This is a genomic window from Pseudoalteromonas sp. 13-15 (genome assembly GCF_001468205.2).
GTDB lineage: Bacteria > Pseudomonadota > Gammaproteobacteria > Enterobacterales > Alteromonadaceae > Pseudoalteromonas > Pseudoalteromonas marina.
In genome coordinates, this window is sequence record NZ_CP019163.1 from 171,470 (window position 1) to 191,167 (window position 19,698).

Here is a 19,698-nt window from a genome sequence, read left to right on the forward strand (position 1 = left end):
AACGCATTATTAAGTGCTTTAAAGTGACTTGAGTTTTTATAAAGCGCTAACAAAATAATTAAATACTTTAACGGAGTGAACAATGAAATTATCTGACTTATTCAAAGTTAGTTTGATTGCAACTGCAGTATCTTTAGCGGGTTGTGGTGGTGACTTAGTAGTATCTGAAGGCGACACAACAATTAACGAAGGCGATACAATAACAAACGTTGTTGAAGGCGGCTCAGACACAGGCGGTGAAACGTCATCTCGTGATGATTCACAAAACGGCACAACTGGTTTTCCTACCACAATTGATAACGCATTTGTTCAAGGCTTAGCCACAGACGTATCAAGCGAATTTCCGGAAATTACTGATAAGCCAGTGTATCGCCTAACAGCAGATACAACGTTCACTACCGATGCAACACTTACAAACGACGCGCATTGGATTGTAAATGGTCGTACAGCAGTAGGTAATGACCGTGCAGATAACGCAAAGCTTTATATTCAACAAGGCACAACAATTATTGGTGAATCTGGCGATGACTTTTTAGTCGTTCGTCGTGGTTCACAGCTTGAGTCGGTTGGTACGGTAAGCCAGCCAATTACTATGACCTCTATTCAAGATGTAACAGGTGGTGAAACAGCCATTGGTCAATGGGGTGGTTTAGTATTACTAGGTAATGCACCTGCTAACTCATGTGGCGACCAACAAGGTGAAGCAACAGCCGACGAGCTAGCTAACTGTGGTGTATCTGCTGAAGGTGACGCAGGCCAGTTTGGTGGCGATGTTGCAGATGATAACTCAGGTACATTAAAGTATTTAATCGTTAAGCAAGCAGGTAAAACTCTGGGTAATGGCGATGAGCTGAACGGTATTTCGTTTGCCGGTGTAGGTTCTGCAACAACTGTTGATTACATTCAAGTTCACGAAAACCTTGATGACGGTATCGAGTTTTTCGGTGGTACAGTTGATGTAAGCAATGTTGTATTAACCAGCATTGGTGATGATTCACTTGACTGGTCGTTCGGTTGGACAGGCTCTGCAACTAACGTATACATTCAACAAGCTGCAAACGTGGGTGATAATGCGATTGAAGCAGATAACTCTGAGTTTGATTCAAGTGCAACACCACTTACAATGCCAACTGTTTCAAACGTAACAATTGTAGGTGCTGAAGGTAACAACGGTATTCGTTTACGTGCAGGTACTGCGGGCGCATTAAGTAATGTATTCGTAACGGGTCCAGCTACTTATGAAAATTGTTTACGTGTGGGTTCAGACTCTGTACCACGCGCAGAAGACGGTTCATTAACTATCACTAATTCAGTTGTTGCATGTCAAACAACAGCTAACAACTTTGGTAGTGAAGCGATTAATGGCGGCGATGTTAAATCATGGTTTGAAGCTCAAGACGGCAACCAAACGCTAACTCCAGCAGATTTAATGCTTGATGATAATGGTTACACACCACTGCCGGGTTCACCGCTTATTGCCAATGGGCAAATTGGTGCATTTAATGGTACAACTAACTGGATGGAAGGTTGGACAGTAGGTATTAATGGTGGCTTCCCAACAGATATTTCAAATGCATTGGAGCAGGGTTTAGCGACCAATGTATCAAGTGAATTTCCACAAATTACCGATAAGCCTGTTTACCGTTTAACACAAGATACAACATTTACAGCCGATGTAACGCTTACAAACGATGCACATTGGATTTTAAATGGCCGTACTGCGGTAGGTAACGATCGCGCTGATGCAACTACACTTTACGTTCAAGCGGGCACTACGCTTATCGGTGAAACTGGTGACGATTTCTTAGTTGTTCGCCGTGGTTCACAAATTAACGCTAATGGTAATGCAACAGCACCTATCACTATGACATCTATTCAAGATGTAACGGGTGGCGAAACAAATATTGGCCAATGGGGTGGTTTAGTATTACTTGGTAATGCACCTGCTAACTCATGTGGCGACCAACAAGGTGAGACAACACCAGAAGAACTCGCTAACTGTGGTGTATCGGCAGAAGGTGATGCAGGTCAGTTTGGTGGTGATATCAACGATGATAATTCAGGTGTTCTTCGTTACATTGTTGTAAAACATGCTGGTAAAACACTGGGTAATGGCGATGAACTAAACGGTATTTCGTTTGCTGGTGTAGGTTCACAAACTAAGGTTGAATATATCCAGGTTCATCAAAACCTAGACGACGGTGTAGAGTTTTTTGGTGGTACAGTAAATGTACGTAACATTGTACTGACTGATATTGGCGATGACGCATTTGACTGGTCGTTTGGTTGGACAGGTCGTGCACAAAATATCTACATTCAACAAAGTGCTGTTGAGGGCGATAATGCCATTGAAGCCGATAACTCTGAATTTGATTCAAATGCAACGCCATTGACTAAGCCACTTATTTCTAACGTAACTATTGTAGGTGCAGATGGTACTAACGGTGTTCGTTTACGTGCTGGTACAGCGGGTGTGCTTCGTAATGTTGTTATCACTGGCCCAGATGGGTATTCAAACTGTTTACGTGTAGGTTCGGACTCGGTAGCAAATGCAGAATCGGGTGAGCTTTCTATTGAAAACTCAGTAGTAGCCTGTAATGAAGATAATAACTTCGGTAGCGAAGCAATTGCTGGTGGTAACGTTCAATCGTGGTTTGAAGGCCAAACAGGCAACCAAACACTCACGGCTGCAAACCTAAGCTTAGCAACTGATGGATATACACCTAAGTCGAGCTCACCTTTACTAGGTGCTGGTGTTGATACCTCTGGCCTTGATTCGTTCTTCACTAAAACCGATTACATTGGTGCGTTTGACGGTGATAATAACTGGATGGAAGGGTGGACCGTTGCTATTAAACCTAGCTTCCCTACAGATATCCAAAACGCATTAGAGCAAGGGCTAGCAACAGATGTGTCTGCAAGTTTCCCAGCTATTACCGATAAGCCTGTTTATCAGTTAAATTCAGATGTGGTATTCACAGCTGATGTAACACTAACAAATGATGCACATTGGATTTTAAAAGGGCGCACAGCTGTTGGTAATGACCGCGCAGATAACACAACATTGTATGTTCAGTTTGGTACAACATTAATTGGTGAATCGGGTGATGACTTTTTAGTTGTTCGTCGTGGTTCAAAAATTGAGGCCGTAGGCACAGCAACTCAGCCTATCACCATGACTTCTATTCAAGATGTAACGGGTGGCGAAACAACGATTGGCCAATGGGGCGGCTTAGTATTATTAGGTAATGCACCGGCTAACTCATGTGGCGACCAAGAAGGTGAAGCAACAGCTGATGAACTTGCAAACTGTGGTGTATCTGCTGAAGGTGATGCTGGCCAATTTGGTGGTAATGACCCAGAAGATAACTCAGGTACATTAAAGTATGTTGCTGTAAAACAAGCCGGCAAAACTTTAGGTAATGGTGATGAACTAAACGGTATATCACTTGCTGGTGTAGGTAGCCAAACAGAGCTAGATTACATCCACGTTCATGAAAACCTAGATGACGGCGTAGAGTTTTTCGGTGGCACAGCAAACATCAGCCACTTAGTGCTTACAAATATTGGTGACGACTCTTTAGATTGGTCATTTGGTTGGACGGGTAAAGCGCAATACGTACTTATCAAACAATCAGGCTCTGAGGGCGATAACGCGATTGAAGCTGATAACTCTGAATTTGATTCAGATGCATCACCGCTTACTATGCCTACTATCTCTAATGTAACCATTATTGGTGACGCAGGCGTAAACGGTATTCGCTTACGTGCAGGTACTGCGGGCATACTTAAAAACGTAGTGGTAACGGGTGGCGCAGATTACGCAAACTGTTTACGTGTAGGTTCTGACTCAGCACCACGTGCCGAAGACGGTTCACTTACTATCACTCACTCAGTGGTTGCGTGTGAAACAGCTAACAACTTTGGTACTCAAGCAATTGGTGATGGCAATGTTGAGTCTTGGTTCTTAGGTCAAGCTGGTAACTCAGTGCAAACAGCTGCAAGCCTTGCACTAGCGAGTAACGGTTACATGCCTTCAAGTGAATCATTACTACTCGGTGCAGGTTTTGATTCTTCTAGCCTAGATAGCTACTTTGATACAGTAGATTACATTGGTGCAATGGATGCACAAACAGACTGGACAGCGGGTTGGGTAAAAGTAGGTCTTTAACCTTAAACGCTTTAGGCCGGGCGAAAGCCCGGCTAATGTCTTGTTTTGTTTCGGAGTATAAAAATGAATTCTTATAAACCCTCTAAACTTGCCTTATCAACATTAAATTGCGCCGTTTTGGCTGCACTATTTGGTTGGTCGGTAAATACTGCTGCTGCAGAAGCCGACATTCAAGAGCAAGAAATAGAAGAAGTGGTTGCAGTAGGGCAACGACTCAAAGGGAGCGCAGGTGCAGTACTGCAAGAACGCCAAAATCAGGCGTTTGTTGCTGATATTATGGGTGCCGACCAAATTTCACGCACCGGCGATGGTGATGCTGCATCGGCTCTTCGCCGTGTAACAGGCTTAACCTTAGTTGACGGTAAATTTATATATGTGCGCGGTTTAGGTGAGCGTTACTCAAGTACACAATTAAATAGCATGTATGTACCAAGCCCCGATCCTACCCGCTCGGTTGTGCCACTCGATTTATTTCCATCTGAAATAATCGAAAGCTTAAGTGTGCAAAAATCATTTTCACCAGATATGCCTGCGCATTTTGGTGGTGGTAATGTAAACATTCGTACCAAGTCTATTCCGTCTGACTTTTTATTTAAAGTTCAAGTAGGCTCATCGTATAACACGTCAAATAGTGATTCTGGCTACTTTTACGAAGGCGGTGATGATGATTGGATGGGCCGTGATGATGGCACACGTGCGCTATCTAGTGTATTTACTACAGCACTTACCAGCGACGCAGGCCTTGAAGGCAATATTAATTCTACGCTTGAAGAGCGCAAAAACCTTATTCAATCGCTTGATTGGAATGCAGGCATTAGCAAGGAAGATGTTGACCCAGCTATGAGCTTTTCTGTTGCCGTGGGCGACAGACTAGAAAGCGAAATAGGCACCTTTGGTGTGCTTGCGGCTGTTTCTTATGACAACGAATGGGAAGTTGTTCAAGAACAAAGTGGTTCAAGCCTAGGTAGTTTGGGTTGTGAGAACAAATGTTTTGCACAATATTACGATGGTACATCGACTGAACAAAATGTTCGTTGGAGCGGAACGTTAAACCTTGGCTATGAGTTTAACTCAAACCATCGATTTGAGCTGACTAACATTGCATTACACGATATGAGCGATCGGGTTCGTAATCGTAACTATTACGATGCCAATGAAACCGAAGAGGGTGTGACTGAGCTTCGCCGTGTTGATATTAGCTACGAAGAACGTGAAATGTTTTCTTCTCAGCTTAAAGGCACGCATAACTTTCCAGAGCTAAATAATTTATTTTTTGATTGGTATGGTGGCTTAAGTAGAGCTAATCGTAACGCACCAGGCGGTTTAGATGTTGTTTTTCAACAAAACTATAACGACGGTGTATTTGAGTCAGAGCAGCTTCAAGATGTTGCAGCAACTAATATTACTCGTGAATACCAGGTACTTCACGATGACGTAGAAACATTTGGCTGGAACATGGGGTTACCTTTTTATGGGGACGGCTACGAGCTCGAACTTAAAATTGGCGGTGACTTTTCAGAAAAAAAACGTGATGCAAGCAATGTTAAATTTGGCATAACGCACCGTGGTATAAGCGATGAGTTTACGTTTGGTAATAACATTAGCGATATTTTTGCTGATGCAAACACATCAAATGACGCGTTTTACACAAGTGCTACGGGTTCAGGTATTTTTGATGATGGTACAACTGACGGTGACAAATACAGTGCAGCGCATAAGTTAGATGCTTATTACTTTATGGCTGACTACTTTTTTGAAAATACATGGCGTATTACCGGCGGTGTTCGCTGGGAAGATTTTAAACAAGTATCGATTGGCTATCAGGCACATTCAAACTTATTCGAAAACACGCTTGAAGAAATTCAAGACGTTGTCATTAACGAAGATACTTTTTTTCCATCACTTGCTGTTACGTACATCATGGATGAAGAAATGCAGTTTCGCTTAAACGTGAGTGAAACCACCATTCGCCCAGACTTACGTGATGTAAGTACCTCGTTTTTTGTTGACCCGCTGACTGAATTTTTGGTTCGTGGTTCGCCTAGCTTACAAAGCTCTGAGCTAACGAATGTTGACTTTAGGTTTGAGTGGTACATGCCAACAGGTAATAACCTGTCAGTTGCGTTGTTTTACAAGGACATAGAGAACCCAATTGAAATGGTTGAACTTGCAGGTGTAGGTGGTGCGTCTCCGCAATTACTTACGGCTAATGCGCAGTCGGGTAAGCTATCTGGTATTGAGGTAGATTTTTTAACTGACTTTGGTTTTATCAATAAAGATTGGTCGTCTGCATTTTTGTCGGGTAACGTAACGCTATCTGATTCGAGCGTCAATTTAGGTATAAATGACTCAGATAATGTCGATTCATTATTTGAAACGCAACTTAAAGAAGCACTCGAAGCCGATACCGTTTCAAACATTGTTACTAACAACAAACGCCGTTTAGTAGGCCACTCTGAATGGGTTGCTAACTTACAAATGGGTTACGATTCAGATGACGGCTTTCATTCAACATCGGTTATTTACAATGTGTTTGGGCCGCGAATTATCGTACCAGGTACGCGTGGAAATGAAGATGCTGAAGAAAAGTCATTTCACTCACTTGATTTAGTTTATTCTTACTTTCCTAACTTTAACTCTAAAGTTAATTTTAAAGTGAAGAATATTCTAGGCCAAGAGAAACAAATAGAGCAAGAAGGTTTAACCCTTTGGGGCCAAGAAACAGGCACCGAGTTTAGCTTAAGCTATAGTTATGAATTTTAGTTTTAGCTTGCGTTAAGCCTTGTAAATTCGCGCTATAAGCCCTGTATTAAATACAGGGCTTTTTTTATACCTTAATTTCGCATGAAAAATTTTTAAGTTCTGTTTTATTAACTAGTTTTAGCCGTCTAGCAGTGTTAGTTTGTTAACTTGAAAATTGAATCTCACGCAATGAATTTAATTTTTAATGTATTAAGGCATCTTTTATGAACAAAACAGTGGATAAAACAATGAAAAAAGTAGGTTTAGTCGGTTGGCGTGGCATGGTTGGCTCTGTGTTATTAGAGCGTATGGAAAAACAAAATGATTTTGCCAATATAGACACCACTTTTTTTACTACCTCACAAGCTGGACAACTTGGTCCTGATTTAGCGGGTGATGCAAAACCGCTACTTGATGCAAGCGATGTATCTGAACTTGCGAGAATGGATATTATTGTTACGTGTCAAGGGGGCGATTACACCAAAGCGGTTTACCCAAAGCTTCGTGAATCGGGGTGGGATGGTTACTGGATTGATGCAGCTTCCGCACTTCGTATGAGTGATGACAGCATTATTGTGCTTGACCCTGTAAATAAAGATGTCATTACTCAAGGTTTAGAGCAAGGCGTTAAAACTTTTGTTGGCGGTAACTGTACTGTATCGTTAATGCTACTTGCTTTAGGTGGTTTGTTTGAGAAAGACCTTATTGAATGGGTAAGCCCTATGACTTACCAAGCAGCCTCGGGTGCGGGTGCACGCAATATGAAAGAGCTGATTTCACAAATGGGCGCTATTCATTCAAGTGTTGCTCAGCAACTCGATAACCCAAGTTCAGCTATTTTAGAAATTGATAAAATAGTCAGTGAAAAAATGGCTTCAAGCGATTTACCACAAGATCAATTTGGCGTGCCATTAGCAGGTAGCTTGATCCCATGGATTGACGTGCCTATGCCAAGTGGACAATCAAAGGAAGAATGGAAAGCACAAGTTGAAGCTAACAAAATTTTAGGCTCTACCCAGCAGCCTGTACCTATTGATGGTTTATGTGTTCGTATTGGCGCAATGCGTTGTCATAGCCAAGCAATGACTATTAAATTACGCGAAGACATAAGCGTCGAAAAAATAGAAGAAATATTAGCTTCGCACAACGAGTGGGTTAAGGTTATCCCAAATGAGCGTGATATTACATCCACCGATTTAACGCCGGTTAAAGTAACAGGCACGCTAAGTATCCCAGTGGGACGTATTCGTAAGCTTGCTATGGGACCTAAATATATTAGCGCTTTCACAGTGGGCGATCAGCTTTTATGGGGTGCAGCAGAGCCACTTCGTCGTATGCTTCGCATTATTGTAGACGCTGAGTAATTTTAGTTTTTTAATTTGTTTATTTTATAGGGTTAGCATAGTGCTAACCCTTTTTAGTTTTTATTCCTTCCTTTTACACTCTTTTGTGGCTTTTAAATAACCTCCTGTGTGGCATAGCCATTGCAAAAGTTAAAATAGTATTTTGCGTGCACCCAGTAATTTAAGTACTTAACAGCGCAGTTGTGCTTATTTTTGTGTAGTTTTTACACATTGTCATGCTCATAATTACACAAATAAGGATGGTTATATGGCGTTAATTTCAAAGGTTCCTCGAGCTAAATGGTTTACTGGTTTTGTTTTAATCATTGTGCTTTTATTAATATTCCGTGTTGGTGCGCCCAATGCTATTCAATATTATGTTAATCAACAAATTAAACACACGCAGGGAATAACAGGCCACGTAGGTGACGTTGATTTATATTTGTACCGCGGTGCGTATGCTATTGACGGCATAAAAATTTATGCAAAAGAGGATAATTTAGCGGCTAAACCACTACTTAGCGTTGCAACACTCAATTTTTCGCTTTCATGGTCAGCACTACTGAAAGGGAATTTAGTGACAAATATGCAATTTACCTACCCTGAAATTGTGGTTTACGACAAAGCCCCTAATAAAACAGAGCAAAATAAACAAGTTAAAAATGAAACAACCTGGGTAGGGCTTGCTAATAATTTAGTCCCTTTTTCAATTGACACTTTAAGTATTGTTAACGGTAAAGTTTCGTTAGTAAATGCCACCAGCGAGGGTGATAAACCTACCTATATCTCAAATATTGATGCAGAGATTAAAAACATAACCAATGCTCAAAACCTTACAAAAACCTTAGTGACTTCGTTAAACGTTGAAGGGGATTTAATGGGCGAAGCTGCATTGTCTCTTAAAGGTCAATTAGACCCATTTAGTGAAAAAGCAAACTTTGACTTTAATGTAGAGGTTCAACGTTTTTCGGTTAAACATTTAGAAACGGTTTTTAAAGTGTACACCCCGTTTGACATTGAAGCAGGAGGCATTGATGGGGCAATGGAGCTTGCTGCAAAAGATAATGTTTTAAACGGCTATGCAAAGGCCGGTGTTTATGACTTGAGTGTTTTTTCGTGGCGTGAAGATATAGAAAAAGACGATGACGGATTGTTCACTGCTATTTTTGAAGGCAGCATAGATATACTCAGCGAATTACTTGAAAATGATGAATCTGAGTTAGTTGCTGCGCGTATACCGATCGATGGCACATTAAACAACACCGATATATCTACGTTTCAGGCAGTGGTGTCGGTATTAAAAAATGCGTTTTTAGAGGCGTTTAAAATGGAAGTGGACGACGTGATATCGTTTGAAACAGTAGAAAGTACATCAGATGAGTAACAGGCTAATTGAGTTTTAAGCCCCACAAACATATTTTGTGAGGCTTAAACTGTTACTTTTTACTCAGCAATGTTTTTAACTCTGCTATTTGCGCTTGTAATTCGTTAACTTGTCCTTGTGTTGCAGGAAGCGAGTCGTTATCGGCCTGTTCTTCTCGTGCATTTCGGTGTTCTTCACCCATTACTTCTAAAATTGCGCCAACCATCATATTCAAAAACACAAAGGCGGTTAAAAATATAAAGGTCAGGTAGTAAATCCAGCTTAGCTCGTACACCGCCATTGTTTCGTACATTATGTCGGTCCAATCTTCAAAGGTCGCTATTCTAAATAGCGTTAGCATTGAAATAGACACATCTTGCCAAAGTACGGGGTTAATGTCGGCAAACATCATACTGCCCATAGCGGCGTAAATATAAAAAATAACAAACATAAGTAGAGCTATGTAGCCCATTTGCGGGATTGCTTTGAGCAAGGAGTTAACGAGTAGTCTAAGTTCAGGGATCATCGACACTAACCTGAGCACTCTAAATATACGTAGTAAACGCGCTATTAGCATCGTAGAGCCCGCAGCGGGGTATAAACTACCCAATACAATAATGGTGTCGAATATATTCCAGCCCTTTGAAAAGAAGTCTTTTATGCCTTTGCTTGCAACAAAGCGAATAATCAGCTCAATTAAAAAGAATGCGGTTATGCCAATATCCATCCAGTTAAGTGCAAGCTCAACCGTAGGATGAAGACTATAGGTATGAGCGCCTACAGTAAGGGCAGAAACAATAATGACAGCTATAACAAATGATTGAAATATCTTGCTTTTGTCTATACGCTGAAACAAAGCTTGTAACTGCGACATCATAATAAGTGGTCCTGTAAATACGAAGATTTTTATGGCGCTAATATACAATATATTCGGCACAATTTAACGTCTTTTTAAACGCAATAGTGTAAGGAAATTTAATGGTTATTAATAAATTAAAAGTGTGTGCTGTATTTATAATCGGATTACCTATTTTAGCCGGGTGTAGTTCCGATGCACGCTTTGAACAATTACAATCAGCCCGCCTTAACGAATGTAATTACAAAGCCGATAAAGAATATTATGAGTGCCTTAAAGAGCAAGACTCAAATTACGAAGAATTTAAAAAACAACAAGCAGAAAAAAGTAAATAATCCTCCTCATGACTAAAACACAAAAACAACGAGACAAACAAATACGCGCAGCGCTGACTAAAGCCTGTGAGTCTATAAAAGACTCAGTGACCGATTTTGCATACCTTACTCACACTGTCGATTTAAATAACGAAGCTAACACCTTAAAAGTTAACTGCTATTTTGAAGATACTATAGCGCTTAATAACGCTGACTCTGAGATTGAACACCTTAAATCTATAATTATTACTCAACTAACGGGTATTAAATTGACGATAAAACCTTCACATATCGTGTTTTTTGCCAATTAAAATGGGTTTTGTTGGTTTGCCTGCAGTTGGGCGTTATAATTAAAAAAATTATATTTAGGGTTTAAATAATGGCTGTTCCTTCTCGTTCGCAAATATCACCAGGCACTGTAGTTAATATTGTTTTAAAAGAAGATCAACGAAGCGGTACATTAACCGAAGGCGTGGTAGAGCGTTTATTAACTAAATCACCAAACCACCCGCATGGTATTAAAGTGAGATTAGAAGATGGCCAAGTAGGCCGAGTAAAAGAGATTTTATAATGGCAGCGTTATCAGAGCAGGCTTTTTGGGAATTAGTGACTACACCCGACTTAGGCCTTGATCCGCAAAGTGTAAGCGACCACCTTAAAGCAAACCTAAGCAATTTAGACGATCAGCAACTTATTGCATTTGATAAGTTTTTTGGCATAAATATGCGTAAATGTTTTACATGGGATTTATTTGGCGCTGCGTTTGTTATGGCAGGCTGCAATGACGAATATGGTTTTAGTGAGTTTAGATGTTGGCTTATTTCACGCGGTAAAACAGTGTTTGATAACGCGCTCGTTAATGCCGACTCCATTGCATTATGTACACCTGTTTATCACTTAAATGAACAGCCTTACCCATATATTGATGAATACGACCTCATCGCCGGCTTATTATATGAAGAGCGCAACGAGGATGAATTACCCTTCGTGCCATCAGGCGATCAACCCGCAGGTAAACGCTTTAAAGACAAAGCAAAATTTTTAAAACAAGCCTACCCACAATTATTCTCAAAATATTGGCAGTAAATCTTATAGTAATGCGCTTATTTAGCGCATTATTTTAAATCGTTTTATTGTTCGATAACGTATCTTAAAGTGTGATAAATAATTACATGCCTTAATTTAGTTTTTTCTTTTTATATAGCCTTGTCTTCTAGTAGTAAATCTCTGTTATATTTAGCTATGTAATAAAGTTAAGCCATTTAGTATACGAACTAAAAAAATAATTAACGCATAAGGATACGTTTACTTAATGAAACACATCAAATTGACTTTATTCATGTTTGTTTTTGTCAGCGTCCACGTAGCCGCTGAGCCAAGCAATAAGGCACGCTTTATACCCCTTTTAAAATCAAAACTTGGTACATATAAGGTGGTTTCTGCTAATTCAGGGTTATGCGTAAACAGTGACTTGAGTTTAATTAATGCAAGTAACCCCAGTGAGGGGTTTAAGCTGGGTGAACAAATTGTGTTTGGCTCATTACATAACGGAACTCAAACTATACAAAAGCCAAACTTTTGCTTTATTACTAGTTCGTTAAAATATAAAAGTGATGGGCTTGATAATGGCTTACGAATGAGCCGTTGTGATGATCCAATAAACGAAAAAACAATTCGACAAAGCATTCGTTTTTTACCTAACGACATGCTTATTTACACATTAAGTTCAGCAAGTGTTGAGTGCAAGTTTAAAAAAGCTGTCCAGTAATATATCAACTATTAGCTAATCGCATTTTATTTTTGGTATATCTCGCCAACGGGTTGTGTACTGAGGCGATAAAAAATCTCTGTTCATATGCCAGCGATCGTTTAATTTACTACTTGCTAAGCCCAACATACCTTTGCCGTATCGGGTATTAATAGCATCTAAACAGCCCATTAACTTTGGGTTATCTTGTTGTGGTGCAAATAAGTCACTTTGCTGAAATTGCTCAGCAGTAAGTTCTAGTGCACCTACACCACATTTATAAAACCGCACGCCAGGTTGGTAAATTTTTTCAAACACCTCAGACACCGCATTGGCCATAACGCAAGTATCGTTTGTTGGCATGCTAAACTGATACATATAAGACTTTTTATAAAATACATCTTCATGAGATGAGCTAGATGCAAAAATATATAATTGCTTTGTTAGCGACTTTTGGGCTCTTAGTTTTTTGCCCACAATAGTGACATGGTTAATTAAAGCAGTTTTAAGAGCGGTTGGTTCATAAATACGCTCTCCAAAGCTACGAGTTGAGTAAATTTCGCGTTTATCTTGGCGTACATCATCCCAGTTTAAACATACTAAGCCATTAAGCTCGCTTACTGTGCGCTCTACCACCACACTAAAAGCGCGGCGCATAGTTTTTGGGTTTTGTTGTGCAAGCTGCCATGCGGTATTTATGTTCATTATTTTTAGCTTTTTAGCTAAGCGCTTGCCAATTCCCCATACATCTTGGCAGTCCATGCGCTGTAAAATAGCTCGCCGGCTTGCTTCGTCATTTATGACAGCAACACCGTCAAAGCCTGTTAATTTTTTAGCTGCATGATTTGCCGCTTTTGCAAGTGTAGGCGTTGGCCCAAACCCCACGCCAACGGGAAGTTTTGTTTCTCGCCATACGGTTCGTCTAATAAGGTGCCCGTAAGTATGCCAATCTTTTACAACGTTTTCGTAGCCGCTAAAGTGCAAAAATGATTCATCAATACTGTAAATATGCTGGGTGTCACAAAAGCGGCCAATCACACTCATCATTCGGTCGCTTAAATTAGCGTATAGTTCATAGTTACTGGAGCGTACAACCACATTGTTTTGTTCTAGTAACTGCTTAACTTTAAAATAAGGGCCAAATTTAGGAATATTTAAACGTCGCGCAATAGGGCATACCGCACATACGCAGCCGTCGTTATTAGTGAGCACAACCACAGGTTTTGAGCGAATGGCGGGATCAAATACTTTCTCGGCGCTGGCATAAAACGCCACGGCATCGACTAAGGCATACATGAAAGTAACTCAGGGCTTTGGCGATGCATACGAATTGACAAACTGACTACGCCTTCAAGCTGAAACTCATCGCTAGGCGTAATATTAACGGGTTGATATAAAGGCGAAGCCGATAGTAATCGAGCGTTTGTTTTATCAAGTAGCTTACACACAAATAAGCCGTTTAAATTAGCCACAATTACATCGCCATCTTTAGCGTGTTCTGCTCGGTCTACTACAAGTAAATCACCCTCAAAAATCCCTACTTCTTGCATAGAGCTACCCGACGCAATACCAATAAAAGTGGCATCAGGGTGCTTTATTAATAGCTCATCAAGGGAAACGCCAAGCTCAGTGTATTGTGCTGCAGGAGATTCAAACCCGCAAATACCTGCTTCTATATAAATAGGAATAACAAACATAAATAAATAACCAAAACACATATACTGTATAAGTGTACAGTATATGTGTTTTGTTTAACTTATGCCAAGTAATGAAGTAAAGATCATTGCATATTTTTGATCATTTGCTGAGCCGTGTTTAAAAAGTCATTGATTTGATTTGGGTTTAACGTTTTACACATTTGATCGTTTACATGCTTTTCAGCGGCCAGTAATTTTTCAAAAAGCACGGCACCCTGATCGGTAAACGTTAAAATAAAACAGCGCTTATCGTGTTCGCTGGCACACTTATTTATAAGCTTTAAAGCTATAAGTTCTTTTACAAGCCGCGCTATTTGAGCCTTATCTCGTTGGGTGTTATTCACAATGTCGTTTGCTGTGCACTGCGAGGTACTTGCAATAATATGTAAGCAACGTACATGCATTGCATTTAAACCGAGCTCGCTGGCATTAATGGCTTCGCGTATGGTTACCCGGTAGTTTTGCATTAACATAAATAGCGTATTGGCTAAAGAGGTGTTCATAATACATTCCAAATGGTTGACAAAGTCAATTAAATCTATATAGTTGATTTTATCAACCAATGGGGCGTTGTGCAATGTCTGCTTTATAAAGCAGTGATTTTTAATCAATGAGGTTAATTTATATGGCAAAAAAAGTACGCAAAGCAACAGTATTAAACACAAAGCAAATAACCCCGCATTTGCAACGTATAGTTTTAGGCTCTGAAGAGTTTACAGATTTAACTTCTGATCACATTGGAAGTTATGTAAAAGTGCTTATTCCAAAAAACGCTGTGGCCGACTTCAATTTAAAAACAGCGTGTATGCGTTCGTACACAATACAAAATGTAAATAAAAGTAATGGTGCAATTACGCTCGACTTTGTTATTAATATGCACCAAGGCCCTGCAACTAACTGGGCTAAAGCCGCTAAAGTAGGTGATGAACTGGCTATTGCAGGCCCTGGTCCTAAAAAGCTTGGAAATTACCAGCACTCACATTATGTGTTACTAGGCGATTTAACCTCAGTAAACGCTATAAAAGGCTACGTTAAGCAATTGCCAATAAACGCCAAAATTGACGCGTTTATTCACGCCCCGACTGAAGCGGATATAATCAGCTTAGACTCAACGCGCCAGGTCACTTGGTTAATAACTACAACGCCAGAGGTAGAGATGGCTAATGCATTAACCACACTACAGCATTATGAACAGCCGCCCATTGTATTTATGGCACTTGAGGCTGGGCTAGTGCGAGAGCTTAAAGAAGCATTAACTAACACGCTTTCTATACCAAGGGGCAACATAGTGGCATCAGGTTACTGGAAAAAAGGCTTAAATTCAGAAAACTACAAGTTAGAGCGCCAAGCTAATAAACAAACGGCTTAACTCTTTATAGCTAAGTAAAATAGGTTACTTAGCTATTTAATACACGCGTGAATACTCATTTTTATTTTAGTTAAGCAAGCGTACACCTAAGGCTTGTTAAAGTAGTGGCATCAATCAGTAATTTACAATTTAAATTAATTGATGTGATGCCTAAATATTTAAAATTAGAAATACGCATTAGTCATGATTAGTTAAATGTACTAATGGATGGTTTGCTGTTCTATTTTATCAATCAAACTGATTTAAACAATCAATTTTAAGGCATTACTTTAATTCTATAAAATGTATTTATTGAAACAAACATTATTTAATTAAAGGCAGGTACACCGTGAACTCTCTAAACAGCGCAACAGCTTCTTCAGTAACTAAAATAGCACAGCCTAAGGTTGCGTTAATTGCTGAAGGTGGCGGGCAGCGAGGGATTTTCACCGCAGGTGTACTTGATGCGTGGTTAGAACAAAACTACGACCCATTCGATTTATTTATTGGTACGTCGGCAGGTTCACAAAACTTAACAAGTTATTTAGCACGTCAAAAAGGTTACGCTAAACGCCTAATTAGAGGGCTGTCTCGTAATAAACGTTTTTTTCAACTAGGTCGCGGCCTAATGGGAAAACACATTGTTGATTTAGACTGGTACTTTGATAAAACAAAAGAAGTAAATAGAGCGATTGACTTTAAAACAGCTAAAACGTCTTTAGGTGAACGTGAGTTACTTATTACTGCTACAAACGCACGAGACAGAAAAGCGTATTACTTATCACCAACGGGTGAAGAGCATCAATGGAGAGAGCTATTAAAAGCGTCAAGTGCTTTACCATTTTTATACAAACAAGGTGTTAAATTAACGCCTTGGTTAAATGCGCAAGCAGCTAACGAAACCACGCAAATAAACAAAGCCCAAGAAGATTTTTTTCTTGATGGTGGGCTAGCAGCACCATTACCAGTACGCGAAGCGTATAACCGTGGGGCACGTAAAATTGTGGTTATTAGAACGGTAGATGCTGATTTTCAAGCGCAATCTGCATGGGTTCAAAAGCTTAGATCGCTTGCTACAGCTGCCGGTTACTGCCCAAAAACACTCGACTACCTAATTCAGCACGAACAAGCTTACTTAGACGAGCTAAACTTTATGGCAAACCCGCCAAGTGATGTAGAAATTATACAAATTTTTGCAGACGAAACACTGCACAGCAAATTATTAGGCAGTACAAACGACGATCTACGTAAAGATCATAAGCTTGGTGTAAAAGCAGGCCGAGAATACTTAAAAAGCCAAAATGCACGTATTGTAGATTATGCACACAGCTACGCCATGTAGCTGTGAAGCGAATAGTTTAGAAACAACCGTAAAATATTACGGTTGTTTAACTGAATAAGTCTTAGCTAAATCTGATAGTCACATATGTGCTGAGAGCAGACATTGAAGATTCTTAATGTGTGAAGTCAAGGTTTGACCGCATTCGCTTAAAGGAACTCATTAGTACAAACTTTACAAGAATGCTTTGCTGGAAAATAGTCGAAGCCTTCAGTGAAAGTTAGATGAAAATTTTTATCATCTTTTTCATAACAGACAGGGCAAAAAGGTACCTCATAATTCTCAGCCCAATACAGTTTCCCGTCAAATTTCAAAGATAACTTAGCTAATAACCTATTTTCCAACTCATTAATTTTATCATCTTTTGCTCTTAATTCATCTTGAAGCTCAGCTAACTCAAACTTCACATCTGTTAGAGCACTTATAAGTTCAGCAGCCTTTAATTTAGATTCAGCAGCAGTTAATGAAACATCACTATCTTTAATTAATTTAGCAATATCCGTTGCTGATTTTACACTTGAAATTATAGTACCTATTGAAGCTAGATCTGGCATTTTTCACCTGTAGTCGATAGAAATATAACGCATTAAATATGGGGATTTTAGGAGCGCTTTTTTAGCGAGTAAAATTCCCATCATTATTTTTTTGTTATATGCATTTTCGCTAATTTTATTTTTGATATTTCACAGCGCTATAAATAGATAAAAGAACAAATGTGACTAAAGCAATAAAAACGGGTTTATAAAAATCGAATTCATCTGTGGAGTTAAAAAAATATTGATAAATTGCATTTCCTGCTCCTACCCCCATAGCTAGGCTAAAGTTTTTAGTTAAATACTTTTTCATACTCAAACCTCAATGTGCTTATAACGAGACTGTAGAATAACTCCAACAGCCAAATTCAATTAAAAAACGAGCTCCTGTAATTAACTCTAAGCGCTTTTAAAGCATTAGGTTATGCATTTGGAACCCATAAAACACGCCGATTTTCTTTAAAAAGAGTAATTAAAATTGGTTGTACCTATGTTGAATATTAGATATTATCCTTTTAATTCAACTAGTTAGTTGTAAGGTAAGCTATTTATAAATGTTGTATATAGTTGTATAAGTTTTAATGCAGTGTGGTGGAATTGGTAGACACGCTAGATTCAAAATCTGGTTTCTTCGGGAGTGACGGTTCGAGTCCGTCCACTGGTACCATTAAAACTTTTTAAAGAACTTTTTCCGACAATCATCCCCCTAATAAGCCTTTTAATTTTAACGGGGCTTAAATTTGTAGTTCACTACCATATTATGAAAAACCGCCTTTGATGAAGTGACCCCAATAAGTTGGACTCATTTCTAAGCGGCAACCAAGGCCTGATTTCGATATTGTATCGGACTCAGGCCTTTTAGTTTTAGCTTAATGCGTTCGTTGTTGTAATAATCGATGTATTCTTTGATGTTTTCAATGAGTTCATTTGCGTCATTGAACGTCTCATTGTGATACATCTCAGTTTTTAATATGCCGAAGAAGTTTTCTGCAACGGCATTGTCTAAGCAGTTTCCTTTTCGAGACATACTTTGAATTAGCCCATGCTTTTTCAGGTGTTGTTGATATCGTTTATTTTGATATTGCCAACCTTGGTCTGAGTCGATGAGTGGTCTCTCATGCTTCAACAGCTTTGCTGTTGCGGCTTTAAGCATGTCAGTCACTAGTGGTAGCGTGACAGATGTCCTTACCTCATAGCTGACCACTTCTTGGTTAAATAGGTCTATTACCGGTGACAGGTATACCTTTTCTCTATTGACTTTAAATTCAGTGACATCGGTCACCCATTTTTGATTGGGCTTCTTTGCCGTAAATTCACGTTTGAGAACATTTTCAGCGATTCTACCGACTTCACCTTTGTAAGAGGTGTAGCGTTTAGGTCTGACTTTTGATTTCAAGCCAAGTTCGCCCATCAAGCGTTGCACGCGCTTATGATTAACCATCAAACCCATTGCTCTTAGCGTGCAAGTTACCCTACGGTAGCCGTATCGTCCTTTGTGCTTGTGATAGATATCACGTATTGTTTTGCATAAGTCAGTGTTGGAACAGGGCTGAACCAGTGTATTACGATGGTAATAATACACACTCTTGGGAAGCCCTGTGACCTTTAATAAGTGTTGTAAGCTGTATTTTGCCTTGAGCTCTTCGACAACTATCGTTTTGTCTTTGCTTTTTTCTTTCTGGCCTGAGCCAAGGCTTCTAACTTTTTTAAGACTGCGTTCTCTGCACGTAGATAATCCAATTCTTCCCTGAGCTCTTTTTCAGACATGTCTGCTGATGGTTTAGGAGTTGAAGAATGATTCGTCACGCGAGGCCTACCTTTTTTCTGTGGTTTTAGTCGGGTTATACCCCCGTGAGCATAAAGCTTTTGCCATTGAAATAAAATACCTGGGGATGATAAGTCGAAATAGGCGCTAGTATAACCCAAAGACCAATCATTAATTTCCATCGTCTCGAGCACATGAATTTTGAACTCGCCTGAATAAGGTAACTGTTTATGGATAAAACTCTTTGACCCATTAAGCAGGTAGACCTGAAACCAATAACGAATAAGCCGAGCGCTAATATTGTACTTTCTACTTAATGCTTCAGAGTTTTCCTGCTCAGCAAGTTGTGCGAGCTTTAACTTAAATATTCTTTTGTGCTTGGACATAAAAAGACCCCCAGTAATTGGATTGTCCAACTATTGGGGGTCACTTCATGATAGGCGGTTTTTTGCTTTCTTGCATTTAAAAATAATTATTGCC

Annotated in this window: 19 protein-coding genes; 11 read left to right on the top strand and 8 right to left on the bottom strand. The window is 39.6% G+C overall.

What is annotated here, in order from left to right; all coding sequences use genetic code 11:
- The first annotated feature begins 82 nt into the window (after window positions 1-82).
- The 4 genes from ATS72_RS16325 (at window position 83) to ATS72_RS16340 (ending at window position 9,640) form a co-directional block, all read left to right on the top strand.
- On the top strand, window positions 83-4,171 hold the full coding sequence (locus tag ATS72_RS16325) for a hypothetical protein (RefSeq protein WP_058429273.1): 4,089 nt from the start codon (window positions 83-85) through the stop codon (window positions 4,169-4,171).
- Between the two features lie 63 nt (window positions 4,172-4,234).
- Window positions 4,235-6,934, top strand: a complete 2,700-nt coding sequence (locus ATS72_RS16330) for a TonB-dependent receptor domain-containing protein (protein ID WP_058429274.1) — start codon at window positions 4,235-4,237, stop codon at window positions 6,932-6,934.
- Window positions 6,935-7,137: 203 nt separating this feature from the next.
- On the top strand, window positions 7,138-8,277 hold the full coding sequence (asd, locus tag ATS72_RS16335) for an aspartate-semialdehyde dehydrogenase (protein ID WP_058429275.1): 1,140 nt from the start codon (window positions 7,138-7,140) through the stop codon (window positions 8,275-8,277).
- A 247-nt stretch (window positions 8,278-8,524) separates the two neighbouring features.
- The gene (locus ATS72_RS16340; protein ID WP_058429276.1) at window positions 8,525-9,640 is read left to right on the top strand and encodes a DUF748 domain-containing protein; all 1,116 of its coding nucleotides are present in this window, start codon (window positions 8,525-8,527) and stop codon (window positions 9,638-9,640) included.
- Between the two features lie 52 nt (window positions 9,641-9,692).
- Here the strand turns inward: ATS72_RS16340 and ATS72_RS16345 are convergent, their stop codons facing one another.
- Window positions 9,693-10,496: an ion transporter gene (locus tag ATS72_RS16345; protein ID WP_006793489.1), complete on the bottom strand. Its 804-nt coding sequence runs from the start codon at window positions 10,494-10,496 to the stop codon at window positions 9,693-9,695.
- A gap of 101 nt (window positions 10,497-10,597) precedes the next feature.
- Here ATS72_RS16345 and ATS72_RS16350 point away from each other — a divergent pair, with 101 nt between their 5' ends.
- From ATS72_RS16350 to ATS72_RS16370, 5 genes are all read left to right on the top strand, one after another.
- The gene (locus tag ATS72_RS16350; RefSeq protein WP_008131755.1) at window positions 10,598-10,810 is read left to right on the top strand and encodes a hypothetical protein; all 213 of its coding nucleotides are present in this window, start codon (window positions 10,598-10,600) and stop codon (window positions 10,808-10,810) included.
- 8 nt (window positions 10,811-10,818) lie between these two features.
- The gene (locus tag ATS72_RS16355; protein ID WP_058429277.1) at window positions 10,819-11,100 is read left to right on the top strand and encodes a hypothetical protein; all 282 of its coding nucleotides are present in this window, start codon (window positions 10,819-10,821) and stop codon (window positions 11,098-11,100) included.
- A 68-nt stretch (window positions 11,101-11,168) separates the two neighbouring features.
- On the top strand, window positions 11,169-11,360 hold the full coding sequence (locus ATS72_RS16360) for a YwbE family protein (protein ID WP_006793492.1): 192 nt from the start codon (window positions 11,169-11,171) through the stop codon (window positions 11,358-11,360).
- Entirely contained in the window at window positions 11,360-11,875 is a 516-nt protein-coding gene (locus ATS72_RS16365; RefSeq protein WP_039037357.1) for a DUF4240 domain-containing protein, read from the top strand. The genes ATS72_RS16360 and ATS72_RS16365 overlap by 1 nt, the downstream gene beginning before the upstream one ends.
- Before the next feature lie 226 nt (window positions 11,876-12,101).
- Window positions 12,102-12,557 carry a hypothetical protein gene (locus tag ATS72_RS16370; protein WP_058429278.1) on the top strand — a complete coding sequence of 152 codons (456 nt, stop codon included), beginning with the start codon at window positions 12,102-12,104 and terminating at the stop codon, window positions 12,555-12,557.
- Window positions 12,558-12,572: 15 nt separating this feature from the next.
- Here ATS72_RS16370 and ATS72_RS16375 read toward each other — a convergent pair whose 3' ends face one another.
- The 3 genes from ATS72_RS16375 to ATS72_RS16385 form a co-directional block, all read right to left on the bottom strand.
- Complete coding sequence (locus tag ATS72_RS16375) at window positions 12,573-13,832, bottom strand: Y-family DNA polymerase (RefSeq protein WP_058429279.1); 1,260 nt, start codon at window positions 13,830-13,832, stop codon at window positions 12,573-12,575.
- Complete coding sequence (umuD, locus tag ATS72_RS16380) at window positions 13,820-14,233, bottom strand: translesion error-prone DNA polymerase V autoproteolytic subunit (protein ID WP_010556176.1); 414 nt, start codon at window positions 14,231-14,233, stop codon at window positions 13,820-13,822. The genes ATS72_RS16375 and umuD overlap by 13 nt, the downstream gene beginning before the upstream one ends.
- Before the next feature lie 83 nt (window positions 14,234-14,316).
- Window positions 14,317-14,736 carry a MarR family winged helix-turn-helix transcriptional regulator gene (locus ATS72_RS16385; protein WP_058429280.1) on the bottom strand — a complete coding sequence of 140 codons (420 nt, stop codon included), beginning with the start codon at window positions 14,734-14,736 and terminating at the stop codon, window positions 14,317-14,319.
- Between the two features lie 122 nt (window positions 14,737-14,858).
- Between ATS72_RS16385 and ATS72_RS16390 the strand changes: the two genes are divergently transcribed.
- A complete protein-coding gene (locus ATS72_RS16390; RefSeq protein ID WP_058429281.1) occupies window positions 14,859-15,602 on the top strand; it encodes a siderophore-interacting protein in 744 nt (247 codons plus the stop codon).
- Between the two features lie 328 nt (window positions 15,603-15,930).
- Window positions 15,931-16,923 (top strand): patatin-like phospholipase family protein, encoded by a 993-nt coding sequence (locus ATS72_RS16395; protein ID WP_058429282.1) that lies wholly within the window; start codon window positions 15,931-15,933, stop codon window positions 16,921-16,923.
- A gap of 146 nt (window positions 16,924-17,069) precedes the next feature.
- Here ATS72_RS16395 and ATS72_RS16400 read toward each other — a convergent pair whose 3' ends face one another.
- The 4 genes from ATS72_RS16400 to ATS72_RS16415 form a co-directional block, all read right to left on the bottom strand.
- On the bottom strand, window positions 17,070-17,474 hold the full coding sequence (locus tag ATS72_RS16400) for a hypothetical protein (RefSeq protein WP_058429283.1): 405 nt from the start codon (window positions 17,472-17,474) through the stop codon (window positions 17,070-17,072).
- Window positions 17,475-17,589: 115 nt separating this feature from the next.
- Window positions 17,590-17,766, bottom strand: coding sequence for a hypothetical protein (locus tag ATS72_RS18885; RefSeq protein ID WP_161936498.1), 177 nt, complete (start codon window positions 17,764-17,766; stop codon window positions 17,590-17,592).
- A gap of 495 nt (window positions 17,767-18,261) precedes the next feature.
- Complete coding sequence (locus ATS72_RS16410) at window positions 18,262-19,194, bottom strand: IS3 family transposase (RefSeq protein WP_139295591.1); 933 nt, start codon at window positions 19,192-19,194, stop codon at window positions 18,262-18,264.
- Window positions 19,104-19,604 (bottom strand): transposase, encoded by a 501-nt coding sequence (locus ATS72_RS16415; RefSeq protein WP_058429285.1) that lies wholly within the window; start codon window positions 19,602-19,604, stop codon window positions 19,104-19,106. The genes ATS72_RS16410 and ATS72_RS16415 overlap by 91 nt, the downstream gene beginning before the upstream one ends.
- Window positions 19,605-19,698: the final 94 nt, after the last annotated feature.

Bases quoted from the DNA above. Each gene is read 5' to 3' on its own strand.
- ATS72_RS16350 (WP_008131755.1), top strand. From the start codon at position 10,598: ATGGTTATTAATAAATTAAAAGTGTGTGCTGTATTTATAATCGGATTA.
- ATS72_RS16375 (WP_058429279.1), bottom strand. From the start codon at position 13,832: ATGTATGCCTTAGTCGATGCCGTGGCGTTTTATGCCAGCGCCGAGAAA.
- ATS72_RS16400 (WP_058429283.1), bottom strand. From the start codon at position 17,474: ATGCCAGATCTAGCTTCAATAGGTACTATAATTTCAAGTGTAAAATCA.
- ATS72_RS16330 (WP_058429274.1), top strand. From the start codon at position 4,235: ATGAATTCTTATAAACCCTCTAAACTTGCCTTATCAACATTAAATTGC.
- ATS72_RS16370 (WP_058429278.1), top strand. From the start codon at position 12,102: ATGAAACACATCAAATTGACTTTATTCATGTTTGTTTTTGTCAGCGTC.
- ATS72_RS16345 (WP_006793489.1), bottom strand. From the start codon at position 10,496: ATGATGTCGCAGTTACAAGCTTTGTTTCAGCGTATAGACAAAAGCAAG.
- ATS72_RS16355 (WP_058429277.1), top strand. From the start codon at position 10,819: ATGACTAAAACACAAAAACAACGAGACAAACAAATACGCGCAGCGCTG.
- umuD (WP_010556176.1), bottom strand. From the start codon at position 14,233: ATGTTTGTTATTCCTATTTATATAGAAGCAGGTATTTGCGGGTTTGAA.
- ATS72_RS16365 (WP_039037357.1), top strand. From the start codon at position 11,360: ATGGCAGCGTTATCAGAGCAGGCTTTTTGGGAATTAGTGACTACACCC.
- asd (WP_058429275.1), top strand. From the start codon at position 7,138: ATGAACAAAACAGTGGATAAAACAATGAAAAAAGTAGGTTTAGTCGGT.
- ATS72_RS18885 (WP_161936498.1), bottom strand. From the start codon at position 17,766: ATGAAAAAGTATTTAACTAAAAACTTTAGCCTAGCTATGGGGGTAGGA.
- ATS72_RS16325 (WP_058429273.1), top strand. From the start codon at position 83: ATGAAATTATCTGACTTATTCAAAGTTAGTTTGATTGCAACTGCAGTA.
- ATS72_RS16340 (WP_058429276.1), top strand. From the start codon at position 8,525: ATGGCGTTAATTTCAAAGGTTCCTCGAGCTAAATGGTTTACTGGTTTT.
- ATS72_RS16385 (WP_058429280.1), bottom strand. From the start codon at position 14,736: ATGAACACCTCTTTAGCCAATACGCTATTTATGTTAATGCAAAACTAC.
- ATS72_RS16390 (WP_058429281.1), top strand. From the start codon at position 14,859: ATGGCAAAAAAAGTACGCAAAGCAACAGTATTAAACACAAAGCAAATA.
- ATS72_RS16415 (WP_058429285.1), bottom strand. From the start codon at position 19,604: ATGTCCAAGCACAAAAGAATATTTAAGTTAAAGCTCGCACAACTTGCT.
- ATS72_RS16360 (WP_006793492.1), top strand. From the start codon at position 11,169: ATGGCTGTTCCTTCTCGTTCGCAAATATCACCAGGCACTGTAGTTAAT.